At 69.9% G+C, this 24,675-nt stretch carries 21 protein-coding genes, 2 tRNA genes and 1 pseudogene; 11 read left to right on the top strand and 13 right to left on the bottom strand.

Going from position 1 to position 24,675, the window contains the following annotated elements:
* The first annotated feature begins 36 nt into the window (after positions 1 to 36).
* From GJQ66_RS08050 to GJQ66_RS08040, 3 genes are read left to right on the top strand one after another with little or no spacing between them, the layout of a single operon-like run.
* Positions 37 to 1,767 carry a carbon starvation protein A gene (locus tag GJQ66_RS08050; protein ID WP_155048819.1) on the top strand — a complete coding sequence of 577 codons (1,731 nt, stop codon included), beginning with the start codon at positions 37 to 39 and terminating at the stop codon, positions 1,765 to 1,767.
* Positions 1,764 to 2,024, top strand: coding sequence for a cory-CC-star protein (locus GJQ66_RS08045; RefSeq protein ID WP_155048818.1), 261 nt, complete (start codon positions 1,764 to 1,766; stop codon positions 2,022 to 2,024). The genes GJQ66_RS08050 and GJQ66_RS08045 overlap by 4 nt, the downstream gene beginning before the upstream one ends.
* Entirely contained in the window at positions 2,015 to 2,986 is a 972-nt protein-coding gene (locus tag GJQ66_RS08040) for an ArsA family ATPase (RefSeq protein ID WP_368732803.1), read from the top strand. The genes GJQ66_RS08045 and GJQ66_RS08040 overlap by 10 nt, the downstream gene beginning before the upstream one ends.
* Here the strand turns inward: GJQ66_RS08040 and GJQ66_RS08035 are convergent.
* The 13 genes from GJQ66_RS08035 to dnaA form a co-directional block, all read right to left on the bottom strand.
* On the bottom strand, positions 2,956 to 4,530 hold the full coding sequence (locus GJQ66_RS08035; RefSeq protein WP_196215840.1) for a threonine/serine exporter ThrE family protein: 1,575 nt from the start codon (positions 4,528 to 4,530) through the stop codon (positions 2,956 to 2,958). The two genes, GJQ66_RS08040 and GJQ66_RS08035, sit on opposite strands and share 31 nt — an antisense overlap.
* Positions 4,523 to 5,596, bottom strand: coding sequence for a PLP-dependent cysteine synthase family protein (locus tag GJQ66_RS08030; RefSeq protein ID WP_155048817.1), 1,074 nt, complete (start codon positions 5,594 to 5,596; stop codon positions 4,523 to 4,525). Before GJQ66_RS08030 ends, GJQ66_RS08035 begins: the two co-directional genes overlap by 8 nt.
* A gap of 32 nt (positions 5,597 to 5,628) precedes the next feature.
* Entirely contained in the window at positions 5,629 to 6,405 is a 777-nt protein-coding gene (locus GJQ66_RS08025) for a TSUP family transporter (protein ID WP_166314962.1), read from the bottom strand.
* 52 nt (positions 6,406 to 6,457) lie between these two features.
* Positions 6,458 to 7,402 (bottom strand): aldo/keto reductase, encoded by a 945-nt coding sequence (locus tag GJQ66_RS08020; protein ID WP_155048816.1) that lies wholly within the window; start codon positions 7,400 to 7,402, stop codon positions 6,458 to 6,460.
* Between the two features lie 312 nt (positions 7,403 to 7,714).
* Positions 7,715 to 7,787, bottom strand: a tRNA-Ala gene (locus GJQ66_RS08015).
* 11 nt (positions 7,788 to 7,798) lie between these two features.
* Positions 7,799 to 7,875 (bottom strand) — tRNA-Ile (locus GJQ66_RS08010).
* 152 nt (positions 7,876 to 8,027) lie between these two features.
* On the bottom strand, positions 8,028 to 8,432 hold the full coding sequence (locus GJQ66_RS08005; RefSeq protein WP_155048815.1) for a DUF3566 domain-containing protein: 405 nt from the start codon (positions 8,430 to 8,432) through the stop codon (positions 8,028 to 8,030).
* Complete coding sequence (gyrA, locus tag GJQ66_RS08000; protein ID WP_155048814.1) at positions 8,429 to 10,972, bottom strand: DNA gyrase subunit A; 2,544 nt, start codon at positions 10,970 to 10,972, stop codon at positions 8,429 to 8,431. Before gyrA ends, GJQ66_RS08005 begins: the two co-directional genes overlap by 4 nt.
* A 31-nt stretch (positions 10,973 to 11,003) precedes the next feature.
* Positions 11,004 to 13,073 (bottom strand): DNA topoisomerase (ATP-hydrolyzing) subunit B, encoded by a 2,070-nt coding sequence (gene gyrB / locus GJQ66_RS07995; RefSeq protein WP_155048813.1) that lies wholly within the window; start codon positions 13,071 to 13,073, stop codon positions 11,004 to 11,006.
* Positions 13,074 to 13,192: 119 nt separating this feature from the next.
* The gene (locus GJQ66_RS07990) at positions 13,193 to 13,687 is read right to left on the bottom strand and encodes a DUF721 domain-containing protein (RefSeq protein ID WP_155048812.1); all 495 of its coding nucleotides are present in this window, start codon (positions 13,685 to 13,687) and stop codon (positions 13,193 to 13,195) included.
* Entirely contained in the window at positions 13,684 to 14,862 is a 1,179-nt protein-coding gene (recF, locus tag GJQ66_RS07985; protein ID WP_155048811.1) for a DNA replication/repair protein RecF, read from the bottom strand. Before recF ends, GJQ66_RS07990 begins: the two co-directional genes overlap by 4 nt.
* A 14-nt stretch (positions 14,863 to 14,876) precedes the next feature.
* On the bottom strand, positions 14,877 to 16,022 hold the full coding sequence (gene dnaN / locus GJQ66_RS07980) for a DNA polymerase III subunit beta (protein ID WP_368732802.1): 1,146 nt from the start codon (positions 16,020 to 16,022) through the stop codon (positions 14,877 to 14,879).
* A gap of 590 nt (positions 16,023 to 16,612) precedes the next feature.
* Positions 16,613 to 18,013, bottom strand: coding sequence for a chromosomal replication initiator protein DnaA (dnaA, locus tag GJQ66_RS07975; RefSeq protein WP_155048809.1), 1,401 nt, complete (start codon positions 18,011 to 18,013; stop codon positions 16,613 to 16,615).
* A gap of 273 nt (positions 18,014 to 18,286) precedes the next feature.
* On the opposite strand from dnaA, the gene rpmH reads away from it, so the two are divergent.
* From rpmH to GJQ66_RS07935, 8 genes and pseudogenes are all read left to right on the top strand, one after another.
* Positions 18,287 to 18,424 carry a 50S ribosomal protein L34 gene (rpmH, locus tag GJQ66_RS07970; protein WP_155048808.1) on the top strand — a complete coding sequence of 46 codons (138 nt, stop codon included), beginning with the start codon at positions 18,287 to 18,289 and terminating at the stop codon, positions 18,422 to 18,424.
* Positions 18,425 to 18,447: 23 nt separating this feature from the next.
* Positions 18,448 to 18,786: a ribonuclease P protein component gene (gene rnpA / locus GJQ66_RS07965; RefSeq protein ID WP_368732801.1), complete on the top strand. Its 339-nt coding sequence runs from the start codon at positions 18,448 to 18,450 to the stop codon at positions 18,784 to 18,786.
* A complete protein-coding gene (yidD, locus tag GJQ66_RS07960) occupies positions 18,783 to 19,133 on the top strand; it encodes a membrane protein insertion efficiency factor YidD (protein WP_368732800.1) in 351 nt (116 codons plus the stop codon). Before rnpA ends, yidD begins: the two co-directional genes overlap by 4 nt.
* Before the next feature lie 18 nt (positions 19,134 to 19,151).
* Positions 19,152 to 20,213: pseudogene (gene yidC / locus GJQ66_RS07955) on the top strand (membrane protein insertase YidC); the annotation flags it as partial.
* Positions 20,210 to 20,689: a R3H domain-containing nucleic acid-binding protein gene (locus GJQ66_RS07950; protein WP_155048807.1), complete on the top strand. Its 480-nt coding sequence runs from the start codon at positions 20,210 to 20,212 to the stop codon at positions 20,687 to 20,689. The pseudogene yidC and the gene GJQ66_RS07950, both read left to right, overlap by 4 nt.
* Before the next feature lie 5 nt (positions 20,690 to 20,694).
* Positions 20,695 to 21,336 (top strand): 16S rRNA (guanine(527)-N(7))-methyltransferase RsmG, encoded by a 642-nt coding sequence (gene rsmG / locus GJQ66_RS07945; RefSeq protein ID WP_368732799.1) that lies wholly within the window; start codon positions 20,695 to 20,697, stop codon positions 21,334 to 21,336.
* Between the two features lie 28 nt (positions 21,337 to 21,364).
* Positions 21,365 to 22,369, top strand: a complete 1,005-nt coding sequence (locus GJQ66_RS07940; protein ID WP_155048805.1) for a diacylglycerol kinase family protein — start codon at positions 21,365 to 21,367, stop codon at positions 22,367 to 22,369.
* A 110-nt stretch (positions 22,370 to 22,479) separates the two neighbouring features.
* Positions 22,480 to 22,971 carry a pyridoxamine 5'-phosphate oxidase family protein gene (locus GJQ66_RS07935; protein ID WP_368732798.1) on the top strand — a complete coding sequence of 164 codons (492 nt, stop codon included), beginning with the start codon at positions 22,480 to 22,482 and terminating at the stop codon, positions 22,969 to 22,971.
* Positions 22,972 to 24,675: the final 1,704 nt, after the last annotated feature.

Raw genomic sequence — 24,675 nt, 5'->3', positions numbered from 1 at the left:
GACCACTTGCTGTCAGCGCCGACAGAAAGGCCTCCGATGGACTCCGTCATCCTCCTCCTCGTCGGGCTCGCGATCTTCGCGGCCGGCTACCTCGTCTACTCGCGCTATCTCTCGCGACGCGTGCTGCGGCTCGACCCCGCCTTCACGACGCCCGCGCACGAGAAGAACGACGGCGTGGACCACGTCCCGACGAACAAGTTCGTCCTCTGGGGGCACCATTTCACCTCCGTCGCGGGCGCGGCGCCGATCGTCGGCCCCGCGATCGCGGTGATCTGGGGCTGGCTCCCCGCCTTCCTGTGGGTCACGATCGGCACCGTCTTCTTCGCGGGCATGCACGACCTCGGCGCGCTGTGGGCCTCCGAGCGCAACAAGGGACGCTCGATCGGATCCCTCGCCGCGCGCTACATCGGGCGGCGCGGATCCTCCGTGTTCCTCCTCGTGATCGCGCTGCTGCTGCTCATGGTCGTCGCGGCGTTCGCGGTCGTCATCAAGGACCTTCTCCTCGCGAACCCCTCGGCCGTCATCCCGGCCTGGGGCGCGATCCCCGTCGCGGCCCTCATCGGCATCGCCGTGTACAAGCTGCGCTGGAATCTGCTCGCGGTCACGATCATCGGCGTCGTCGCGCTGTACGGGCTCATCTTCCTCGGCGACCAGGTGCCCGTGGTACTGCCGGATCCGATCCTCGGTATGAGCCCCGCGACCTTCTGGATCATCGCGCTGTTCGTCTACGCCGGGATCGCCTCGCTGCTGCCGGTCTGGCTCCTCCTGCAGCCGCGCGACTACATCAACGGCGTGCAGCTCTTCGTGGGCCTCGCGATCCTGTTCGTCGGGACCCTCGTCGCGGGCCTCGTCTTCGGCAACGGCTTCGTCGCGCCCGCCATCAACACCGCGGTCCCGGAGGGCACCCCGTCGATCTGGCCGCTGCTGTTCGTCACGATCGCGTGCGGCGCGATCAGCGGGTTCCACGGCGCCGTCGCGAGCGGCACCTCCTCGAAGCAGCTCGACCGCGAGCCGGACGCCCGCTTCGTGGGGTACTTCGGCGCGGTCGGCGAGGGCATGCTCGCGCTCGGATCCATCATCGCCACGACGGCCGGAATCTCGACCGTCGCGCGCTGGGAGGAGATCTACAGTGCCTTCGGCGCGGGCGGCGTGAACGCCTTCGTCGAGGGCGGCGGCAACATCATCGAGATGGGCCTGGGGCTGCCGCAGTCGCTCTCGGCGACCGTCCTGGCCACGATGGCCGTCCTGTTCGCCGCGACAACGATGGACACGGGCGTGCGCCTACTGCGCTTCGTGTTCCAGGAGGCCGGCGAGGCGGTCGGCGTGCGCATGAACACGATCGTCTCGACCATCCTCGTGCTCATCGTGAGCGTGGGCCTCGTCTTCAGCCAGGGCGTGGACGGATCCGGCGGCCTCACGATCTGGCCGCTGTTCGGCACGACCAACCAGCTGCTCGCATCTCTGACGCTCATCATCGTGTCGATCATGCTCCTCCGGAAGCGGCGGAACGTGTTCGTCGCGCTCGTGCCGCTCGTCGTTGTGTTCGTCGCGGCGTTCTGGGCGGCCATCCTCCAGGTGGGGACGTTCTGGAACGGCGGCACGGACACGAACTGGCTGCTGCTCGTGCTGGACGTCGTGATCATCGTCGCCGCGGTCTGGGTCGCGGTAGAGGGGCTCACGGCCCTCCGGCGCGCGGCCCGCGAGGATCCGGAGCCGGAGGACGCCGACCTGACCGACCACGTCACGGGCACCGTGCCAACGCGATGACCGGCGGGCGGTGGGCGCGGATCCAGGACGGGCTCCGCGAGTTCTACGCGGGGCCATACCGGCAGACGTTTGCGCGGGCGCGGCGGGAGGAGGACGATCACTTCATGCTCGCCGTGCTCGCGGAGTCGCTCGGGGTTCCGGATCCCGCCGCCTACTACTCCGCGGAGCTCCTGCCCGCCGTGTACGACGATTTCCACGAGTGGCACCGCCGCGCGGGCATCCCACAGAGCCCGCTCGAGTCGATCTCGTGCTGCTGAACCAGCTGGCGGGCCGGCGCGCGCTCTTCGTCGGCGGCAAGGGCGGGGTCGGCAAGACCTCGGTCGCCTCCGCGCTCGCCCTCGCGGCGGCGCGCGGGGGCGAGCGCGTGCTCGTCGTCTCGACGGATCCGGCGCACAACCTCGGTCACCTTTGGGAGCGCCCCGTCGGCGAGCGACCCACGCCCCTGTGGCGGGGGGCCGGGCGGGTCGACGGGATCGAGATCGACCCCGCGGCCACGGTCGACCGCCACCTCGCGGCGGTCGCGCGCACCATGACGGGGCTGCTCCCCGAACGCCTCCACGGCGCCGCCCGCGCCCATCTCGCGGCGGCGCGCGAGGCGCCCGGGACCCACGAGTCGGCCGTGCTCGAGGCCGTCGCCGACGCCCTCGCGATGGGGCTCGCCGAGTACGACCGCGTCGTGTTCGACACGGCCCCCTCGGGCCACACCCTGCACCTGCTCGCGAGCCCGGAGCGCATGACGACGTGGGCCGAGAATCTGCTGGCGAACCGCGACCGGTCGGAGCGGTTCTCGGCCGCGTACGGCGCGCTGGGCGGCACGCGCGACACGTCCGACCGCGACGCCGAGCTCCGTCGCGTGCTGCGGAGGCGCCGCGAACGGTTCGCCGCGATGCGCGACGCCCTCGCGGATCCGCGGGTCGCCGGCTTCGTGCTCGTGTTCGTGCCCGAGCCGCTGCCGGTCGCGGAGAGCCGCGAGGTCGCTGAGGAGCTCGCGCGGATCGGGGTCCCGCTCGTCGCCGCCGTCGCAAACCGGCTCTCACCGGCGGCGCTTCCCGCGCGCCGCGCCCGCGAGGAGGCGCTCCTGGAGGGCCTCGACCTCGGCGCGCCCGTCACGCGCGTGCCGCTGGTCGACGACCTCGTGGGCCTGCCGGCGCTCGACGCGATCGGCCCGCACCTCGGCGGGCCGGATCCTCAGAGCGGGCCGTCGACCGCCTCGTCGTAGGGCTTCGTGATCGGGTGCGGATCCGAGGCCTCCGCGACGGGCAGCGTCGCCGGCGGATCCTGCGGCACCGGCGTTGTCTCCGTCGTGCGGTACGCGGGCACGACCTCGAACGCGGCCGTCCCGGCGGCGCCCGACCCCCCGCGCGCCTTGGAGCGCAGCGCCACGCGCCGCCCCCCGATCCGCGCCCGAAGCGGGCTCCCCAGGAAGATCCCGAGCGTGGCACCCGCCGCGAGCGCGATGCCGATCATGCCCGCCGTGAAGAGGGCGTCGAACGCCGCCATGAGCGCGGCCGTATCGCTGCCCGCCTCGACGACCCCAAGCAGGCCGCGGAAGACGGCCGCGCCCGGCACCATCGGGATGATCGCCGCCGTCGTGACGGCGACCGACGGAACCTTGAGCCGGTCGGCAACGAGGGACCCGACGAAGCTGGCGACGAGCGCGCCGCCGAACGACGCGGCCGACGACGGCGCGAGGAGCACCGTCCCGAGGAGGTACCAGCCGCCCCACCCGAGCAGGCCCAGGCCCGCACTGACCGCGATGATCCGCATGCCGGATCCGTTCATGATCGCCACCGCCGCGGCGATCACCACCGCGCCCGCCGCCTGGCCGAACGCGGGTCCCATGGCCGTCGCCTCACTCGGCACCTCGAGCGACGCCCCGATCTGACCGGCGATCTCGAGGGCCACGAGGATCCCGAGCACCACGCCCATCGTCATGACCGTCAGGTCGAGCAGCCGCCCGCCCGCGGTGAGAGAGAACCCGTCGATCGCGTCCTGCGCCGCGCCGACCACGGCGAGCCCCGCGAGGAGGAGGACGATGCCGCTCGAGACGACGAGGCTGGAGCGCACCCCGTCGAAGGGCTCGACGCCGTTCGCCCCGAGCCATGCCAGGAGCACGGTGATCGCCGTGAGAACGAGGGCGCCGACGATCTGGCTGAAGAACAGCGGAACCCGCGCCTTGCCGAGAAGGACCTGCGAGGTCGCGACGCCGAGGCCCGCGAGGAAGACCGCGAGGAGGATCACCCAGCTCGCGCCGAACATGAGGGCCACGGCGACGGCGAGGAGCGCCTGGACGACCACCACGACGCCCGTGCGGTACATGAACGGCGTGCGCCGGATCGTGTGGAAGCGCGTGACGGCCTCGTTCAGCGGGAGCCCGCTTTCGATGTCGTTCACGAGGGCCTGGAGACGCTGGAGCTTCGCGTGATCCGGCACCGCCGCGCGCACGACCTGCATGACGGTGATCGGGTGGCCCGTGCCGTTGCGGTGATCCGACAGCGTGACGGAGTTGAACGTGACGTTCGTGTGGACGCTCCGCAGCCCGTATGCGGCCGTGATCCGGAGGACGGCGAGGACGACCTCCTTCGCCGACGCGCCCACCGACAGCATGACCTCGGCGACGCGCATCGCGAGGTCGATGATGCGCTGCGCCATCGTCTCATCGACGATGGGCAAGGCCTCCGTCATCTGGCGTTTCGCGGGGTCGCTCCAGACCGCGTTCTTGACGCCGTCGACGACCCGCCGCGCGCGATCGTGCTCAGCCATCTCGCCACCGTCCCGTCTCGAGGAAGTCGTCCATCCGCGCGCGGACCGGGCCGATCTCGAGGCCCTGCTCCGCGACCCACGCGTCGCTGTAGTAGGTGTTCTGGTACCGCGCGCCGCCGTCGCACAGGAGCGTCACGACGGATCCGGTGCGCCCCTCCTCCCGCATGCGGGAGATGAGGCGGAAGGCGCCGGCGAGGTTTGTGCCCGTGGATCCGCCCGCCCAGTGCATCGTGTGGTCGCGCAGGAGCCGGACCGCCGCGATGGATTCCGCATCGGGAATACGCATCATCTCGTCGACGATCTCCGGGAGGAAGGATCGCTCCATGCGCGGGCGGCCGATGCCCTCGATGCGGCTGCCGCGACCGGTCTCGTAGCCGTGGTCGCCCGTGCGCCACGCGTCGTAGAACGCGGATCCCTCCGGATCCACGACCGCGAGCTGCGTCTCGTGCCGGTGGTACCGGAGGTACCGGCCGAACGTCGCGCTCGTGCCGCCCGTGCCCGCGCCCACAACGATCCACGTGGGAATCGGGTGCCGCTCGCGCGTCATCTGGCCGAACACGCTGTCCGCGATGTTGTTGTTGCCGCGCCAGTCGGTCGCCCGCTCGGCGTACGCGAACTGGTCGAGGTAGTGGCCGCCGCTCTCGGCGGCCAGCCGCTCCGCCTCGCCGTAGACGGCCATGGGGTCGTCCACGTAGTGGCACCGGCCGCCGGCGAACTCGATCAGGCCGATCTTCTCGGCGCTCGTCGAGCGCGGCACGACCGTGATGAATTCCAATCCGAGCATACGAGCGAAGTACGCCTCGCTCACAGCGGTGGATCCGCTCGATGCCTCGACGAGGGTGGTCCCCGGGCCGATGCGCCCGCCCACGAGCCCGTAGAGGAGAAGCGAGCGCGCGAGCCGGTGTTTCAGCGACCCGGTGGGGTGGACGGACTCGTCCTTGAGGTAGAGGTCGATGCCCCACTCGGGCGGGAGCGGGAACACGTGCAGGTGCGTGTCGGCGCTCCGGTTGGCGTCGGCCTCGAGGAGTCCGATCGCCTGGCTCACCCATGCCCGTCGCGCGTCCATGCCCCCGAGCGTAGTAGCCGTCGCCTGGGGGTTCAGGCCCCGCTGAGGAGGTCGTAAGAGAGCTTCAGGATGAGCGCGGCGATGACGACGATGAAGACGATCCGGACGAAGCGGTTGCCGCGCGAGACAGCCATGCGCGCGCCGAGGTAGCCGCCGACGAGGTTCGCCGCGCCGACCGCGAGCCCGAGCCCCCACACGACGTGGCCGGCCGGGATGAAGAACAGCAGCGCGCCGAGGTTCGTGCAGAAGTTCGCGATCTTCCCGAGGGCGGACGCGGGCATGAACGCGTACCCGAGAACGCTCACGAGGAGGATGACGAAGAAGGATCCGGTGCCGGGTCCCAGGGCGCCGTCGTAGGTGCCGATGACGAGGCCGATACCCGCCGCCCCCGCGACGTGGCGCCATCCGTGCCAGCGCTGCGTCGCGTGGACCCCCATCTGGGGCTTCAGGACCGTGAACGCCCCGACCCCGACGAGAATGACGAGGATGATCGGGGTGAACGCCTCGGCGGGGATGAGGGAGGCGATCGTCGCGCCGAGGACCGCGCCGAGGAGCGCCATGACGGCGAGCGGGATGGCGGTGCGCGGATCCGGCTTCACCCGCCGCGCGAAGGTCGCGGCGGCGACGGACGTCCCCATGATGCTGGAGAGCTTGTTCGTCGCGAGCGCCTGGATCGGCGCGAGGCCCGGGACGAGCAGGTAGGCCGGGAGCTGGATGAGCCCGCCGCCGCCGACCACCGCGTCCACCCACCCGGCGAGGAGCCCCGCCAGGATGAGGAGGCAGAGGGTCAGCAGGTCGATCTCGGGCACTTACCCCAGCCTAGTTCGCGCCGCGGCCCGAGCCGGGCCGCGGCGCGTCCGATCACGGCACGCGCGCCGAGACCGCGTCGAGCGCCTCGCGCTCCGTGGCCGTCAGCGTCACGCGCGCGGAATCGAGCAGCGCGGGCAGCTGCTCGACCGTCCGTGCGCTCGCGATCGGCGCCGCGACGAGATCCTGTGCCGCCAGCCACGCCAGTGCGATGGCGGCCGGCTGGGTGCCGTGCGCGGCGGCGATGTCGTCGAGCGTCGCGACGACGGCGAGCCCCTCCTCCGAGAAGTACCCGTTGGCCATCTGCTCGCGCGAGGCTCCCGCCAGGTCCTCGCGGGTGCGGTACTTGCCCGTCAGGAATCCGCTGGCGAGGGCGAAGTATGGCACGACCGCGAGGTTCTCGCGCGCCGCGACGTCGGCGAGGGCGCCCTCAAAGTCGCGCCGGTGCACGAGGTTGTAGTGCGGCTGCAGCGCGACGGGCAGCGCGTACCCGCCTTCACGGGCGATCCGGAACCACTCGTCGATCCGCTCGGGCGCGTAGTTCGACACCGCGACCGCGCGGACCTTGCCGGCCGTCACGAGCGCGTCGAAGGCGGCGACCGTCTCCTCGAGCGGCGTGTCCGCGTCGTCGAAGTGCGCGTAGTAGACGTCGATGTAGTCCGTCCCCAGGCGCTGGAGCGAGGCGTCGGCGGCCGCGGCGACGTTCTTCGCAGCGAGCCCCCGGAACTCGGGGTGCTGGCTGACCTTGGTCCCGATGACGACGTCCTCGCGATGTCCGCGCGCTGCGAGCCAAGCACCGATGATCGTCTCGGACTCGCCGCCCGCGTTGCCCGGTGCCCAGGCCGAGTACGCGTCTGCCGTGTCGATGAAGTTGCCGCCGCCCGCAAGGTAGGCGTCGAGCACGGCGAACGAGGTGTCGCGATCGCTCGTCCATCCGAAGGTGTTGCCGCCGAGGGCGAGCGGGAAAACCTCGATGTCGCTGGAACCGAGAATCGGCATGGGAGTCCTTTCCATCGTTGCGGTGACGCGTGTGGCGCCACATCTGCCCCAACGTCGCCCCGGGGACATGGCATTCCCGGCCGCCGGGTGCGACACTCGGCCGATGCGCTCGCGTCACCTCTCCCGCGTCATCGCGCCCCCACCCCACGTCGTGTACTCCTACGCGGCCGAGCCAGACCATCTGCCTGTGTGGCCGGCAGCGCGATATGACGGACGCGCAGTTCGACGAGGACTGCCGCGCGGTCGAGCGCGACCTGGAGGAGCTCACGCGAATCCTCGAGAGGTGAGGACCGGCGCCGGAGAGGGAGACTGTGGAGCCTAGGAGATTCGAACTCCTGACATCCTGCTTGCAAAGCAGGCGCTCTACCAACTGAGCTAAGGCCCCGCGGGAAGGGATGGTGGGGCTACCAGGACTTGAACCTGGGACCTCTTCATTATCAGTGAAGCGCTCTAACCGCCTGAGCTATAGCCCCGTGTGACAACCTCTCGGCGTCAACCTTCAAGAGCATACATCACGCGCCTTGCCGCCACCAATTCGGCCGCGGATCCCGGGCGTGCCGCGCGCGTCCACCACACGCAAGAGGGGCGGATCCGTCGGATCCGCCCCTCTTGTTCGCTCGCGCGGTCAGTTGGACGTGAAGCCCACGAGCATGCCGCCCGTGACCTTGACCGCCATGTTGTAGATGCCCGCGGCCACCGCGCCGAGCACGGTAACGACGACGAGGTTCAGGATCGCGACGACGGATCCAAAGGCGAAGACCTGCGGCAGTCCGACCGCGGCCTGGATCGAGAAGGCGCCGTCGCTGAAGCTCGAGACGAACTCGTCGACCTGCGCGATCAGGCCCGTCGACTGCACGACGAGGAACACGAGGAGGAACGACACGAGCGTCACGATCGCCACGGCGATCGCCACGAGGAAGGAGAGCTTCACCGCGGACCAGAAGTCGACGTAGACGAGCCGCAGGCGCACCTGCTTCGAGGACGACTTCTGCGCGGACTTCTTCGCGAGCTTGTCAGCTACCGTGCTCATGCGTCACCTTCTGCGGATTCGGGAGCGGCGTCGGTCGCCGGCTCGTCGGTCTCGCCCTCACCCAGGCCCCGCTCGCTGTTGCGCGCGATCGTCAGGATGTGGTCGCCCTTGTCGGGGCGCGCGAACACGACTCCCATGGTGTCGCGGCCCTTGGAGGGCACCTCGGCAACGGCCGAGCGTACCACCTTGCCCTTGGCGAGGACGACGAGCACCTCGTCGTCCTCCGACACCACGAGACCGCCCGCGAGCTCGCCCCGGTCGTCGTTGAGCTTGGCCACCTTGATGCCGAGACCGCCGCGGCCCTGCTGCCGGTACTCGGCGATCGGCGTGCGCTTGGCCCAGCCGCCGTCGGTGACCGTGAACACGTACGTGTCGGCGCGGGCGACGGAGGCGCTCAGCAGCTCGTCGTCCTCGCGGAACGACATGCCCTTGACGCCCGACGTCGAGCGGCCGAGCGGCCGCAGCGAGTCGTCGCCGGCGGCGAACTGCAGGGACATGCCCTTGCGGCTGATGAGCAGGATGTGATCGTCGCCGTTGACCAGGAGCGCGTCGACGAGCTCGTCGCCGTCGCGCAGGTTGATCGCGATGATGCCGCCCTGCCGGTTCGAGTCGTACTCCGTCAGGCGCGTCTTCTTCACGAGGCCGTTGCGGGTCGCAAGCACGAGGTACTCGGTGTCCTCGTAGCTCTTGAGCTCGATCACCTCGGCAATCTGCTCGTCGGGCTGCAGCGCGAGCAGGTTCGCCACGTGCTGGCCCTTCGCGTCGCGGCCGGCCTCGGCCAGCTCGTACGCCTTGACGCGGTAGACGCGACCCGTGTTCGTGAAGAACAGGATCCAGTGGTGCGTCGTCGTGACGAAGAAGTGCTCCACGACGTCGTCCGCGCGCAGCTGCGCGCCGCGCACGCCCTTCCCGCCGCGGTGCTGGCTGCGGTACAGGTCGCTGCGGGTGCGCTTGACGTAACCCTCGCGGGTGACGGTGACGACGACCTCCTCCTCGGCGATGAGGTCCTCGATCGACACGTCGCCGTCGAACCCGGGGAGGATCTCGGTGCGGCGGTCGTCGCCGAACTTGTCGGCGATCGCCGTGAGCTCCGTCTTGACGATGTCGCGCTGGCGCGCGTCGCTGCCGATGATGTCGAGGAAGTCGGCGATCTTCGCCTCAAGCTCGGTGGCCTCGTCGACGATCTTCTGCCGCTCGAGCGCCGCGAGGCGGCGCAACTGCATCGCGAGGATCGCGTCGGCCTGCAGGTCGTCGATATCGAGGAGGGCCTTGAGCCCCTCGCGGGCGTCGTCGGCCGTCTGCGACCGACGGATCAGCGCGATGACCTCGTCGAGCGCGTCGAGCGCCTTGAGGTAGCCGCGCAGGATGTGCATGCGCTCCTCGGCCTTGCGCAGCCGGAACCGGGTGCGCCGGACGATGACCTCGAGCTGGTGGGTGATCCACAGCGAGATGAAGCGGTCGAGCGGCAGCGTGCGCGGCACGCCGTCGACGATCGCGAGCATGTTCGCGCCGAAGTTCGTTTGCAGGTCGGTGTGCTTGTAGAGGTTGTTCAGCACGACCTTCGCGACCGCGTCGCGCTTGAGAACGACGACGAGCCGCTGCCCCGTGCGGCCCGAGGTCTCGTCGCGGATGTCCGCGATGCCCGTGACGCGCCCCTCGCGGGCGAGCTCACCGATCTTCACGGCGAGGTTGTCGGGGTTCACCTGGTAGGGCAGCTCGGTCACGACGAGGCAGGTGCGGCCTTGGATCTCCTCGACGTTCACGACCGCGCGCATCGTGATGGACCCGCGCCCCGTGCGGTACGCCTCGTGGATCCCCTTGTTGCCGAGGATCTGGGCGCCCGTCGGGAAGTCCGGGCCGGGTATCCGCTGCATGAGGCCGCCGAGGACCTCCTCGCGCGGCAGCTCCGGGTTCTCCAGCGCCCACAGGGCGCCGGCCGCGACCTCCCGAAGGTTGTGCGGCGGGATGTTCGTCGCCATGCCGACCGCGATCCCGACGGATCCGTTCACCAGCAGGTTCGGGAACCGCGCGGGCAGGACCGTGGGCTCCTGCGTGCGCCCGTCGTAGTTGTCCTCGAAGTCGACGGTCTCTTCCTCGATGTCGCGCACCATCTCAAGGGCGAGGGGAGCCATCTTCGTCTCGGTGTACCGCGGGGCGGCCGCGCCCTGGTTGCCGGGCGTGCCGAAGTTGCCCTGGCCGAGCGCGAGCGGGTAGCGCATGGACCACGGCTGCACGAGGCGCACGAGGGTGTCGTAGATCGCGCTGTCGCCGTGCGGGTGGTACTGACCCATGACCTCGCCGACGACGCGGGTGCACTTCGAGAACGACTTGTCGGGCCGGTACCCGCCGTCGTACATCCCGAAGATCACGCGGCGGTGCACGGGCTTGAGCCCGTCGCGCACGTCGGGCAGTGCGCGACCGATGATGACGCTCATCGCATAGTCGAGGTAGCTGCGCTGCATCTCCGACTGCAGGTCGACCTGGTCGATGCGGCCGTGGTTGTGCCCGGCGTTGATGTCGGGGCGCTCTTCGTCAGTCATAAGTCTGTGTCTTCCTCGTTCGTCCGCTCGATCAGATGTCGAGGAAGCGGACGTCCTTCGCGTTGCGCTGGATGAACCCGCGGCGGGACTCGACATCGTCACCCATGAGGACCGAGAAGATCTCGTCGGCCGCGGCCGCGTCCTCGATCGTCACCTGGCGCAGGGTGCGGGTCTCGGGGTCCATGGTCGTCTCCCACAGCTCCTCGGCGTTCATCTCGCCGAGACCCTTGTAGCGCTGCACGCCGCCCTCGTTGCTCTTCGGCAAGCGCCAGCCGCGCGCGAGGCCCGCCTCGAGGAAAACATCGCGCTCGCGGTCGCTGTAGACGTACTCGTGGTCGGCGTTCGTCCACTTCAGGCGGTACAGCGGCGGCATCGCGAGGTAGACGTACCCGGCCTCGATGAGCCCGCGCATGTAGCGGAACAGCAGCGTCAGCAGCAGCGTCGTGATGTGCTGGCCGTCGACGTCGGCGTCCGTCATGAGGACGATCTTGTGATAGCGCGCCTTCTCGATGTCGAAGTCCGGCCCGATGCCCGTGCCGAAGGCCTGGATCATCGCCTGGACCTCCTTGTTGCCGAGGGCCTTGTCCAGGCGCGCGCGCTCGACGTTCAGGATCTTGCCGCGCAGCGCGAGGATCGCCTGCGTGAGCGGGTTGCGGCCGTTCACGGCGGATCCGCCGGCCGAGTCGCCCTCCACGAGGTACACCTCGCTGATGGACGGGTCCTTGCTCGTGCAGTCCTTGAGCTTGTCGGGCATGGCGGCCGACTCGAACACACTCTTGCGGCGGGCTGTCTCGCGCGCCTTTCGGGCGGCCATGCGCGCGGTCGCGGCGTCGATCGCCTTGCGTACAACGTTCTTCGCCTGCGCGGGGCTGCGCGCGAACCAGTCGCCGAGCTCGTCGGCGACGATGCGCTGGACGTAGCTCTTGGCTTCGGTGTTGCCGAGCTTCGTCTTGGTCTGGCCCTCGAACTGCGGCTCGCTGAGCTTGACGGAGATGACGGCCGTGAGGCCCTCGCGGACGTCGTCGCCCGTGAGGTTGTCGTCCTTCTCCTTGAGAAGGTTGTTGGCGCGCGCGTACCGGTTCACGAGCGAGGTGAGCGCCGCGCGGAAGCCTTCCTCGTGCGTGCCGCCCTCGTGCGTGTTGATCGTGTTGGCGTACGTGAACACGTTCTCGCTGTACGAGGTCGTCCACTGCATCGCGACCTCGAGCGCGATCTTGCGCTCGGTGTCCTCCGACTCGAAGCTGATGATGTCCTCGTGGACGCGCTCCGCCTTGCGCGCGCTGTTGAGGTAGTCGACGTAATCCATCAGGCCGCGCTCGTAGTGGAACACGTCGTGACGCTGCTTCGCGACGGGCGCGCCCTCCTCCGTCTCGACCTCCTCGGTCGAGGTGGGCCGCTCGTCGAAGAGCTCGATCTTCAAGCCCTTGTTGAGGAAGGCCATCTGCTGGAAGCGCGTGCGCAGGACCTCGTACTCGAACTCGACGGTCTCCGTGAAGATGTCGGGGTCCGGCCAGAACGTGATCGAGGTGCCGGTCTCGTCGGTCGGCTCGCCCTGCGCGACGGGCGCGGTCGGGACGCCACCCGTCGTGAAGGACTGGCGCCACACGCTTCCGTCGGTGCGGACGACGGCCTCGAGGCGCGTCGACAGCGCGTTGACGACGGAGGATCCGACTCCGTGGAGCCCGCCCGAGACCGCATAGCCGCCGCCGCCGAACTTGCCGCCGGCGTGGAGAACGGTGAGGACGACCTCGAGCGTCGACTTCTTCTCGACCTTGTGCATGCCGACGGGGATCCCGCGCCCGTTGTCGACGACGCGCACGCCGCCGTCCTCGAGGAGCGTCACGGTGATCGTGTCGCAGTAGCCGGCGAGCGCCTCGTCGACCGAGTTGTCGACGATCTCGTACACCAGGTGGTGCAGGCCGCGCGGGCCGGTGGATCCGATGTACATACCCGGGCGTTTGCGGACCGCCTCAAGGCCCTCAAGGACCTGGATCTGGTCGGCGCCGTACGCGTTCGTCACCTTGCCGGAGCCCACGGATGCGCCGGTGCCCCCGCTCGCCGTCGTCGAATCAGGCTCGTTCCCGGGGGTCTCGCTCGTCATGTAGGTGTCGCTCCTTGTAGGTCGAACAGCGTCTGCCATTCTACCCGTTTCGGACGACGAAAACCGCGTAACAGGCCCTCTCGCGGGAGAAATCCCCCTCCGACGGGATGCGACCCGTCTTACCCGTACGTATCGCGCGGACCGCGGCCCTGAACGCGTCTGAAGCCATGTTTCCAGGTCGGCACGTCTGGCCCGAAGAAGCGAATCTCCTTCACGCCCGCCTCGGGGTAGAGCTGGAGGATCCGCGTGAGGAACGCGGCCCGCAGCAGATGCATCTGCTTCGCGCGGGCAGTCGAGTCGCACCGGACGACGACGAGGCCCTGCGCGAAGGTCTCGATGAAGGAGTGGGCGGCGTTATCCTCGCCCGCGATCTCCTCCCAGTTCAGCGCCAGGTCCTCGCGTTCGAGCTGCGGCGCCCACCCGCTGGAGGCGGTGAGCGCAGTGATGGCGTCGCCGAGGGGCTTCGGATCCCGCCCCTTTGCAAACGGCTGGCTGCCGTCCGGATCCCCGCGCCGCCGCTTCTTCCAGCGCGCCGCCTTGCTCAGCGGCAGCCCGCGCAGGCGCAGGTAGGTCGCGATGGTCTCTGGCACGCCGGGGGGCCGCTCGTCGCTCATCGCGGCTCCTCCAGCGGATGCTCGGAGAGCGGTCCGAGGATCGCGCCCGCCTCGATCCGCACGGCGTCTCGGCGGAGCGGATCCGGCAGGTCGCCGGCCACCGCCGCCGTCACGATGACCTGCTCGTAGTCGGCGACGACACCGGCGAGGCGCCCGCGCCGGGCCGCGTCGAGCTCGGCGAACACGTCATCGAGGATGAGGATCGGGTCGCCGCCGGGCGACTCGCTGCGCAGCAGCTCGGCCGACGCCAGCCGGAGGGACAGCGCGACGGACCAGCCCTCGCCGTGCGAGGCGTATCCCTTGACCGGCAGCCCCCGTAGCCGCAGCACGAGGTCGTCGCGGTGCGGCCCGACGAGGGTGAGGCCGCGCTCGAGCTCCTGCGCGCGCCGGTTTTCCAGCGCCTGGCGGAACTGGGCGGCCGTGTCGCCCGCGGCGGGGGCGCCCTCCTCGATGTCCTCGCCCTCCTCGGGGTCGGATCCCCCGATCGACAGTGCCCACGCGAGCTGCGGCGCATGATCCTCGCCCGCGATCGCGGCGTAGGCGCGGGCGACGGGGGCCGCGAGATCCGCGGCGAGGCGCGAGCGCGCGTCGATGATCTGGGATCCGAGCGCGACGAGCTTGTCGTCCCAGACGTCGAGGGTGCTGAGGCTCTCGGCGCGCATGCCGCGCGCCCGCGCGGACTTAAGGAGCGTGGTGCGCTGCTTCAGCGCGCGGTCGTAGTCCGCCATGACCGCCGCGAGCCGCGGCGTGCGCTGCACGAGGAGCTGATCCGCGAAGCGACGCCGGGATCCGGGGTCGCCGCGCACGATCGTGAGGTCCTCGGGGGCGAAGAGCACGACCTGCGCGTAGCGCGGCAGCTCGCTCGTGCGCACGGGGTTGCCCGAGATGCGGGCCTTGTTCGAGCCCTGCTTGTTGATCTGCAGTTCGAGGGTCACCTTGCGGGATCCGTGCGTCAGGCGCGCCCGGACGAACGCGGCCGATTGCCCCTCGCGCACGAGCGGCGCGTCGGCGGAGACCCGGTGCGAGCCGAGCGTCGCGAGGTACGCGACCGCCTCGGCCAGATTCGTCTTGCCCTGGCCGTTGCGGCCGACCAGCAGGTTCGTCCCCGGCCGAAGCTCGAGCTCCGCGTGCGCGTAGTTGCGGAAATCGACGAGGCTGAGGTGTTCGACGATCATGCGTCGAACCCGGCTTAGCGCAGCAGCAGGTTGGGCTGCAGCAGGTACTTGAAGTTGTCGCTTGCCGCGTCGTCGACCGAGGTCTGCGCCGTGACGAGGATGGGGCTGAGCTTGTTGGCGTTGTCGCTCGACGTGAACGTGATCCGCGCGAACTCGCTCTTCACCGCGCCGAGCGCGTCGAGGAGGTACTGGGGGTTCAGGCCGAGCGTGACCTCGTCGCCGCCCGTCAGAGTGGCGTCGACCGACTCGGACGCGCGCGCCTGGTCGCCGCCGGCGGCATCCATCGTGACCTCGTTCTGCGAGAACGTGAAGCGCAGGGGCGCGGAGCGATCGAGCACGAGCGCCACGCGGCGCACGGCCTCCGTGAGGTCGCTCGTCGACACGACGGCGTAGTGGCCGGTCTGCTCCGGGAACAGGCGGCGCACGGGCGGGAAGTTGCCCTTGATGAGCAGCGAGGTCACGGTCTTGTTGCCCGCCGTGAACGCGATGATCTCGCGGTCGCCGGATCCGGAAAACGCGACGGAGATGTTGCCGCCGTGCGAGAACGTCTTGCCGACTTCGGTGAGGGTGCGCGAGGGCACGAGGGCCTTCGCATCGGACTGGCTACCGTCCCAGTTGATGTCGCGCAGCGCGACGCGGTAGCGGTCGGTCGCGACGAGGCTCAGCTGGTTGTCGTGGACCTCGAGTTGCACGCCGGTGAGCACCGGCGTGACATCGTCGCGCGAGGCGGCGAAGGCGACCTGCGAGATCGCCGTGGCGAAGTCCTCGCCCGGGACGAGGCCGGACTCGCCCGTGACCTCGGGAATCGCGGGGTATTCCTCGACGGGCATCGACGCGAGCGCGAAGCGCGCGGGGCCGCAGATGACGGCGACATTGCCATCGTCCTCGGTCGAGACCTCGATCGGCGCGTGCGGGAGGCGGCTCGCGATGTCGTTGAGGAGGCGGCCGTGGACGAGGATCGTGCCGGGCTCGTCGATGGTCGCTTCGATCGTCGTCCGCGCGGAGGCCTCGTAGTCGAAGGCCGACAGCGCGAGCGTGCCGTCCTCCCCCGCCTCGATCAGCACGCCCGCAAGGATCGGCTGCGGATTGCGCTGCGGCAGCAGCTTGACGACGAACGAGACCGCCTCGCTGAAGACATCGCGGTTCACGTGGAACTTCACGTAACTCCCCCTCATGTGGCGAAAGACCGGGCGCGACACGCAGGTGAGCGCTCGGGAGGAGCGCGGATGTCGCGGGAAACCCATGCTAGTGCGTCGGCCTGGCGGCCCACGACGCCGCCGGCGTCACGGTGATCGGGGGCCCTCTTCGAAAGAGAAATCTCTTAACAGCGTTAACGGCTGTGGAGAGTGTGGATAACTCTGTGGATCCGTGTCAGCAGTAAGGAATCACACGCATGTGAGTTGTGGAATCGATGCGGAGGGTGTGGGGGAAGCCGGAGGCGCGGCGGGTCGACGCCCACAGCCGTTTTCACAAGGCGGGCGCGTGTCATGCACACCCGGCAGGGCGTGTCTCCACAGTTATCCACAGGTTTTCCACACTGGGGAGAACCCTTAACGCCCCCGCCGCAGTCGTGTCAAGCGCGAGTTGGGGAATACGCCACCGCGCGTTCAGATGCGCCCGGGGGAACGCGGGGGGAAAAACACGGCAGGACCCCCGTCTTTGTCGACGGGGGTCCTGTGGATAACGTGTGGAAAAGTCGCGAGGCGCGAGGATCCGCGCGGGATGCCGCTGTGGACGGACGGGCGCGCCGTCAGCGGCGACCGAGCCGCGCGGTGATCTCCTGCACCTGGTTGTACAGCTGCCGTTTCTCTTTCATGAGCTCGGTGATCTTCTTCGTCGCGTACATCACCGTCGTGTGATCCCGCCCGCCGAACAACTGCCCGATCTTGGGGAGGGAGAGGTTCGTCCGCTCGCGGCAGAGGTACATCGCGATCTGCCGGGCCTGCGCGACCGCCTGTGCGCGACCGGGCCCGTACAGGTCCTCGACGGTGAGCTTGAAGTAGTCGGCCGACGCTTTGATGATGTCGGTCGGCGAGACGACGGTGTCCTCGGGCTTGTCGACGATGTCGCGCAGGACCCCCTCCGCAAGCTCGCGGGAGACCTCGGAGCGATTGAGGCTCGCGAAGGCGGACACCCGGATGAGGGCGCCCTCGAGCTCGCGGATGTTGGTCGAGACCATGGACGCGATGTATTCGATGACGTCCTCGGGAATGTAGATCCGCTCGCTCGAGGCCTTCTTGCGAAGGATCGCGATGCGGGTCTCGAGGTCGGGTGCCTGCACGTCGGTGATGAGGCCCCACTCGAACCGCGACCGCATCCGGTCCTCGAACCCCGTCAGCAGTCGCGGCGCGACGTCGCTCGTGATGACGACCTGCTTGTCGTGGTCGTGCAGCGTATTGAACGTGTGGAAGAACGTCTCCTGGGTCTCGGCCTTGCCCTGGAGGAACTGGATGTCGTCGATCAGCAGGATGTCGAGGTCGCGGTATCGCGCGTTGAAGGCCGCCCCGCGGTTGTTCGCGATCGAGTTGATGAAGTCGTTCGTGAACTCCTCGCTGGAGACGTACCGGACGCGGACCCCGGGGAAGAGGTTCTGCGCGTAGTCGCCGATCGCGTGGAGGAGGTGCGTCTTGCCGAGGCCGGAGTCGCCGTAGATGAACAGCGGGTTGTACGCCTTCGCCGGAGCCTCCGCGACCGCGACCGCGGCGGCGTGCGCGAAGCGATTCGACTGTCCGATGACGAAGTTGTCGAAGGTGTACTTCGGGTTCAGCCGCGTCTCGCTGCGGGACTGGGTCTGCGGCGTCTCGATCGGGCGGGGCGCGGACCGCTCGGGTGCGGCCTCGCGGGCCTCGTCCGCGATCGGGTGCGGCTCCGGGATATAGGGCTGGTCGGCGAGCTCAGGGTTGACGACGACGCGGAAGCTCGTGACCTCGTCCCCGATGCGGCCGAGCGCGTCCATGATGGGATCGCGCATGCGCTTGTTGAGCTGACCCGCGGTGAGGTCGTTCGGCACGTCGAGGTAGAGCGCGCCTCCCATGACCCCCTGGGCCACCGCGAGGTTCAGGAAGCCCTCGAGCTGCGGCGTGATCCGCTCGTCGTTCTCGAGCTCCGCGATGACCAGGCGCCAGATCGGCACGTCCGGGACGTCTGCCATCGGTCCATTCCCCCTTGTACACAGCCTGTGGATAACTTCGAATACGCTAGTCATCCTGGCGCCGCCCCGCAAACGCGTCGGCGAGCGGATCCGCGTGTTGTGGCGGGCAAGGGACCCGTCCTGTGGGGATACTGACAGGTTTAGCGCGCGGTTTGCGCCGCGAGCGGCGCCCGGCGTATTCTATTGCGGTTGACTTGTGCCCATCTCGGGCACCCCTGTACCCGTCTCCGGTCGACCAGTTCCGGTGACACGTCCTCCCGGAGTGAGAAGGCTATGAGCAAGCGCACTTTCCAGCCCAACAACCGTCGCCGCGCCAAGAAGCACGGCTTCCGCGCCCGCATGCGTACGCGCGCCGGCCGCGCGATCCTTAACGCTCGCCGCGGCAAGGGCCGCACCGAGCTCTCGGCGTAACGCCCCTCGACGTCGCGACGGGTGTGCTCGGCAAGCCGCAGCGGATCACCCGCGGGATCGACTATCGCATGGTCGTCCGGCGGGGAGCCCGGCGCGCGGGCGAGACGCACGTCGTGCACGTCGTCGACACCGGCGAACCCCGTCCGCCCCGCTTCGGCTTCATCGTGAGCAAGGCGGTCGGCAACGCCGTGACGCGCAACACCGTTCGGCGTCGCCTCAAGGCCATCTGCCTCGAGGCGACGCCGTCGTTGCGTCCGGGCGCCGACGTCGTGATCCGCGCGCTTCCCGCCTCCGCCGCGGCGCCCTTCGCCGACCTGCGGCGCGACGTCGCCCGCGGGCTCGCACGGAGGGCCGGCGCGTGAGCGTCCTGCCGGCGTCCGCCGTCGGGTCGGGGCGGATCCGCGGCGTCGACGCGGGCCGCGCGCTCCCGCTCGTGCCCCGCAACCTGGGCCTCGGCCTGCTCCTCGCCTACCGGGCGACGATCTCCCGCATGTATGGCGACGTCTGCCGCTATTACCCCTCCTGCTCGGCATACGCCGTGACCGCAGTGCAGCAGCACGGCCTCGTGAGAGGATCGGGGTTGGCCGCGGCGCGCATCGCGAGGTGCCATCCCTGGGCCGCGGGCGGCGAGGACGATGTGCGTCCGCACGCGAACTTCCGATACGACCTGACCCCCCGTGGCCTCGTGGTGCCGCGCCGAAAGGACTGACCCTCCGTGGACTTCTTCGGAACGATCCTCTTCCCGATCCGCTGGGTGATCGAGGCGATCCTCGTCGGGTGGCACTGGCTGCTGACGACCGTGGGAATGCCCAGCGCGGGCGGCCTCACCTGGGTCCTGTCGATCCTCGGAGTCGTCGTCGTCGTGCGACTGGCGATCTTCCCGCTCTTCGTCAAGCAGATCAAGAGCCAGCGAAAGATGATGGAGCTGGCGCCCGAGATCAAGAAGATCCAGACGAAGTACAAGGGCAAGCGCGATCAGCTGTCTCGCGAGGCGATGAGCCGCGAGACGATGGCGCTGTACAAGAAGCACGGCACGACCCCGGTGTCGGGCTGCCTGCCGATGCTCGTGCAGATGCCGATCTTCTTCTCGCTGTACTGGACGCTGCGCGACATCAGCGTGTGGGCGGCGGCCGACGAGTCGGGCCTGAACACCTGGCTGTTCACGGCCGAGCGCGTGCACGAGTTCAACGACGCGTCGCTGTTCGACATCGCGCCGCTGAGCATGACGCTCGTCGATCACTTTAACAATGGCATCGACTCGCTGCCGGCCGTGATCATGCTGATCATCCTCGTCGCGCTGATGATCTCCACGCAGTTCGTCACCCAGCTGCAGATCGTCTCGAAGAACCTCTCGCCCGAGGCGAAGACCGGCCAGGCCTACCAGATGCAGCGCATCATGCTCTGGATCATTCCGTTCGCCATGATCTTCTCGGGCGTCTTCTTCCCGCTCGGCGTCGTCACCTACTGGTTCTTCAACAACCTGTGGACGATGGGCCAGCAGTTCTACATCATTCACGAAAACCCGACGCCCGGATCCGAGGCCGCCAAGGCCCGCGAGGAGCGCCTCGCGAAGAAGGGCAAGGCCGTCAACGCCGCGGGCAAGGTCGTGTCGATGGCGGAGTACGAGCGCGAGCAGGAGGAGCTGGCCCGCAAGGTCGAGGCCGAGCGCCAGGAGCGCGCGAAGCGCGTGCAGCCGAAGTCGGCGAAGCGCGCCAAGAAGGACCAGCAGCGAAACGCGGGCCCGGGCCCGCAGAAGTCCGGCCAGGGGTCGGCGGGAGAGAACGCATGACGCACGAGGACACCCCGACGAAGGAGCAGCTGGAGCGCGAGGGTGACGTCGCGGCCGACTACCTCGAGGGCCTGCTCGACATCGCCGACATTGACGGCGACCTGGAGCTCGACGTGCGGCAGGGTCGCGCGTACGTGTCGGTCGAGAGCGACGACGCGTCGCTTCGTCCGCTCGCGGATCCGGACACCGTCCAGGCGCTCCAGGAGCTCACGCGGCTCGCGGTCCAGCGGGAGACGGGCGAGTTCTCGCGCCTCATCCTCGATGTCGGGGGCTCGCGCGACACGCGCCGCGCCCAGCTGGCGGAGCTCGTCGATCAGGCGGTCTCGCGGCTGGACGACGGCGCCACGCAGGCCTCGCTGCCCGCGATGACGTCGTACGAGCGCAAGATCGTTCACGACATCGTGGCGGAGCGCGGGCTCGTCTCGGAGTCGTACGGCGAGCGGGACGACCGACACACGGTCATCCGCAAGGCCTGACGGCCGTGACGAACGACGCGCTCGAGCCGGAGCCCGCCGAGGCGGCGGCGCTGTTCGGCGACCGCATCGACCTCGCGCGGCGTTTCACGGACGCCCTCGCCGAGCACGGCGAGGAGCGCGGGCTGATCGGCCCGCTCGAGGTGCCGCGGCTGTGGAACCGTCACATCCTCAACTCGGCGATCGCGGCGTCGCTGTTCCCCGCGGGCGGCCGCGTGGGCGATGTCGGGTCCGGGGCGGGCCTGCCGGGCCTGGTGCTGGCGATCGCGCGCCCCGACATCGAGTGGATCCTGATCGAGCCGATGGAGCGTCGCGTGGCATGGCTCACGGAGCAGTCGGACGCGCTGGGGCTCGACAACGTCCGCGTCGAACGCGCGCGGGCGGAGGAGGCCGGTCGCTACGAGGGTTTCCTGGACGCCGTGACGGCGCGGGCCGTGTCGGCCTTGCGCACCCTGATCCCGTGGACCGCGCCGCTCGTGCGCGACGGCGGGGAATTGATCCTCCTCAAGGGGCAGAACGCCGAGCGCGAGATCGACGCGGCGGCCAAGGCCGCGCGGAAGTACAAGCTGAGCGACGTGCGCGTCGAGATCCTCGGCGAGGGCGAGATTGCGGAGCCGACGCGCGTCGTGCGCGCCACCGTGCGCGCCTGACGCCCAACGGCAGCGGTAGCGTCGGGTCATGACGCTGCTCAGGCCCGGGGACGTGGCGATCCTCGCGAATCCGCGCGCGGGCGCCGGGAGGGCCGTCGCGACCGCGAGGACGACGCGCGAGCGTCTCGCGCGGGCAGGGATCGCAGCGACGATTCTGTCGGCCTCGACGGCCGCGGAGGGGTCCTCGCGCGTGCGCGCCGCACGAGACGGATCCGCGCGCGCGGTGGTCGCGGTGGGGGGAGATGGTATAGCCCACCTTGCGATTCAGGAGCTGGCGGACGGCCCCATCCCGTTCGGGATCATTCCCGTCGGCACGGGGAACGATTTCGCGCGCACGCTGGCGATGCCGCGGGATACGGATGCGGCGGTGTCGCGCGTGGTGACGGCGATGGCGACGGAACGCGTGCGCGACGTCGATCTCCTTCGCGTGTGCCCGGAGAGCGGATCCGACGTGTGGGTGGCGGGGGCGGTGTCCGCGGGCCTCGACGCGGCGGTCAACGCGCGCGCGAACGGGATGCGGCACGTTCGCGGCGCCTCCCGGTACGTGTGGGCCGCGCTGCGCGAGCTCGCCGGGTACCGCGCCTGGGGCTACGAGGTGTCCATTCGGGGGATGGCGCTCTCCGCCGAGGAGCTCGACCGCGTCGCCCGGTTTCCGGGCGTCGTCGGCGTGACCGCCGAGCAGGACGGCGCCGGATACCGCGCCGACTGGCGTGCACGCGGGGCGCTCGTGACCCTCGCGAACGGGCCGACGATCGGCGGGGGGATCGCGATCGCGCCGCGCGCGTCCGCGATCGACGGGTGGGCGGACGTCGTCGTGGCGGGCGACGTCGGGCGGCGGGGCGCCTTCCCGCTGTTCGCCCGCATGCTCCTCGGACGCCACACCTCGTCTCCGCGGGTCCTCGTGGGGCGAGCCCGCGGCATCGATATCGCCGCGGGCGGGGGCGCGCCCCTCCCCCACGGCGACGGCGAGCCGCTTCCCGATCTGCCCCTTCGCGTGCGGCTCGTGTCGGGCGCCCTGCGGGCGCTGGGATGAGCGCTCGCGCGCGTCGCCATGCTGGTCACGCGCGCACCGGGCCATGCCGGAGGCCCGTGTGAGACTGATCTCGGGGATGTTTCACGTGAAACATGTGAGGGGGTCGCGGGGTGTACGAGACGGACGAGGAGATCGCGGCGCTGGATGCGTTGCTCGCGGCGTCGCACGAGGGGGCGACGCGACACCTGACGGACATCGTGTCCGGGGATCATCGATGGGGCGCGCGGCAGCTGCTCGCGCGTCTCGACGGTATGCGGGTCCTGAGCCTCGCCACGGTCACCGCCGGCGGCGCGCCGCGGGTGAGCGCTGTGGACGGCCACTTCCTCCACGGTGCCTGGACGTTCGGCACAGACGGGTCCTCGGCCAAGGCGCGCCATCTCGCCGCGCGGCCGGCGGTAAGCGCGGCCTGGATCGACGGCGAACGCACCGGATTCTTCACCCACGGGCGGGCCGTCCCGCTCGGCGACGACGAGACCGCGGTGTTCGCGCACTGGGCGCGGCACTACGGGTCGGATCCGCGCACCTGGGGCGACGACATCCGCATGTTCCGGATCGTGCCGCAGTGGTGCGTCGCATACGCGGGGGATCTGAGCGAGGAGTAGGTGGGGCGAGGCGCCTGGCGCGAAGCGTGGCGCGCTCCCCCGGTCGTTCGGACCATCATCATGGCCCCATGTGCGAAGGCAGTGATACGTCTCCCCCGATGCAGAGGCGTCTCCCCCGATTTCGACCTTCCACCTGATCGGCACGGTAGGAGCGGTCGAGTGGGGTCGGGAGCGCCTGATCGATGCAGGCGGGAGCCCGCGCGCGGTGTGGAGGCCCGGTGCGCAGGGGCGCGGTGCGGCGGGAGCGACGCGGTGGGCGACGTGGGAGGTGCGAAAGCGGCGCGAGGCTTGCCGGCGCGAGGCGGGAAGCGGGAAGCGGTCCTCCGCGAGGTGGACCGGTTACGACATCCGGGCCTCGCGGGAGCGCGCGCTCTCGCGGCACGGTGCGCGCGGCGCGCGGTCGCGCCGCGTCGGGTCCCTCCATGGCGGCCGACCCGCGGTACGAATGTTTCACGTGAAACGGTGGGCGTGATGGGTGTGGTCGTGGAAGCGGTGGGGCGGGCGTTCACGTCACAGTTCTCGTGGGCTGGCCCTCGGGTGGGCTCATCGTCCGCTGAGTCGGGCGAGGCCATGCCGTGGATGGTCCTCGTGCCGCGGTGCGTTCCTGCCCTTGCGCGCGCTGCGGCGCTGCCTGTGCCCGCTCGCGCGATCGTGGCTACGTCGTCTCGCGCTCTCGGGCTTTCGCGGGATGCGCACGAGGATGCGAATGCGCGGCCTGTCGAGCGGGGCGGACATCTCGCCCACGGGCGTATCGCTGGTGGAGCCATTGTGCGCCCGTTCCTCCGTCACTTTGAGCGTCGTGTGTGCGCCGATCGTGGCGTCGCCTGGTGATGCGGTGTGTGCTTCGGATGGATCGGATGCGTCGTCGTCCGGCGTGCACATGTCACGGACACCGTGGGCGTACGCTGCGCCGGGTTGAGGAGGGCGGGGTCGAGCAGCGCCGTGGTGACGAGGGTCTGCGTTGTGATCAGCATTCGTGACGTGCCTCGCGCGGCGCGGCGCCGGAGAACTTCGTACGGCCGATGCTTCGCGTGACGCATCGCTATGACGTGGCGCTCTGACTGCCGCACGGGGGTCTGCCCACCTCGTGCGTCGGGTGAGGCCTGGGTGCGGCCTGGCAGGCGGAGGTGCGACGCGGTGATCAGGGTCGGGGCCGGGCAGCTGCATGGGCGACGGGGGGGGGTCGCGGCGCGATCAGCTTTCGTGACGTGCCTCGCACGGCGCGACGCCGCAGGACCTCGCACGACCGATGTTTCACGTGAAACAGTGCTGCGGCGCGACGCTCCGGCCACGGCACGGGCCACCCCAGCCCTTTCGCCGTGTGGGGCGGGGGTGCGGCCTCGCGGGCGGAGTTGCGACGCGGTGATCAGGGTCGGGGCCGGGCAGTTTCGTGGTGATGAGGGTCGGGGCCCGGCATCTCCGTGGTGACGGGGTGCGCGTCGCGATCAGTTGTCGTGACACGTCTCGCATGGCACGGCGCCGAGGGGCCTCGTACGACCGATGTTTCACGTGAAACATTGTTGCGGCGCGACGCTCCGACCGCAGCACGCGGGCCGCGTCGTGATGGGTATGCACGGCGTCGCGGCGCAAAATGTCGCGCAGGCTCCGCTGGCCCTCGCGAAGGGGCGACGATAACGCGCAGGCATGGCTCGCGACCCCGTCAGCACGAACGACGAACGTCGCGCTGATCGCGCTTGCGCCCGA

This window comes from Microbacterium sp. ZXX196 (genome assembly GCF_009709595.1).
GTDB lineage: Bacteria > Actinomycetota > Actinomycetes > Actinomycetales > Microbacteriaceae > Microbacterium > Microbacterium excoecariae.
Note: the sequence above shows the minus strand (reverse complement) of the source record. Positions and strands in the feature narration are given on the sequence as shown.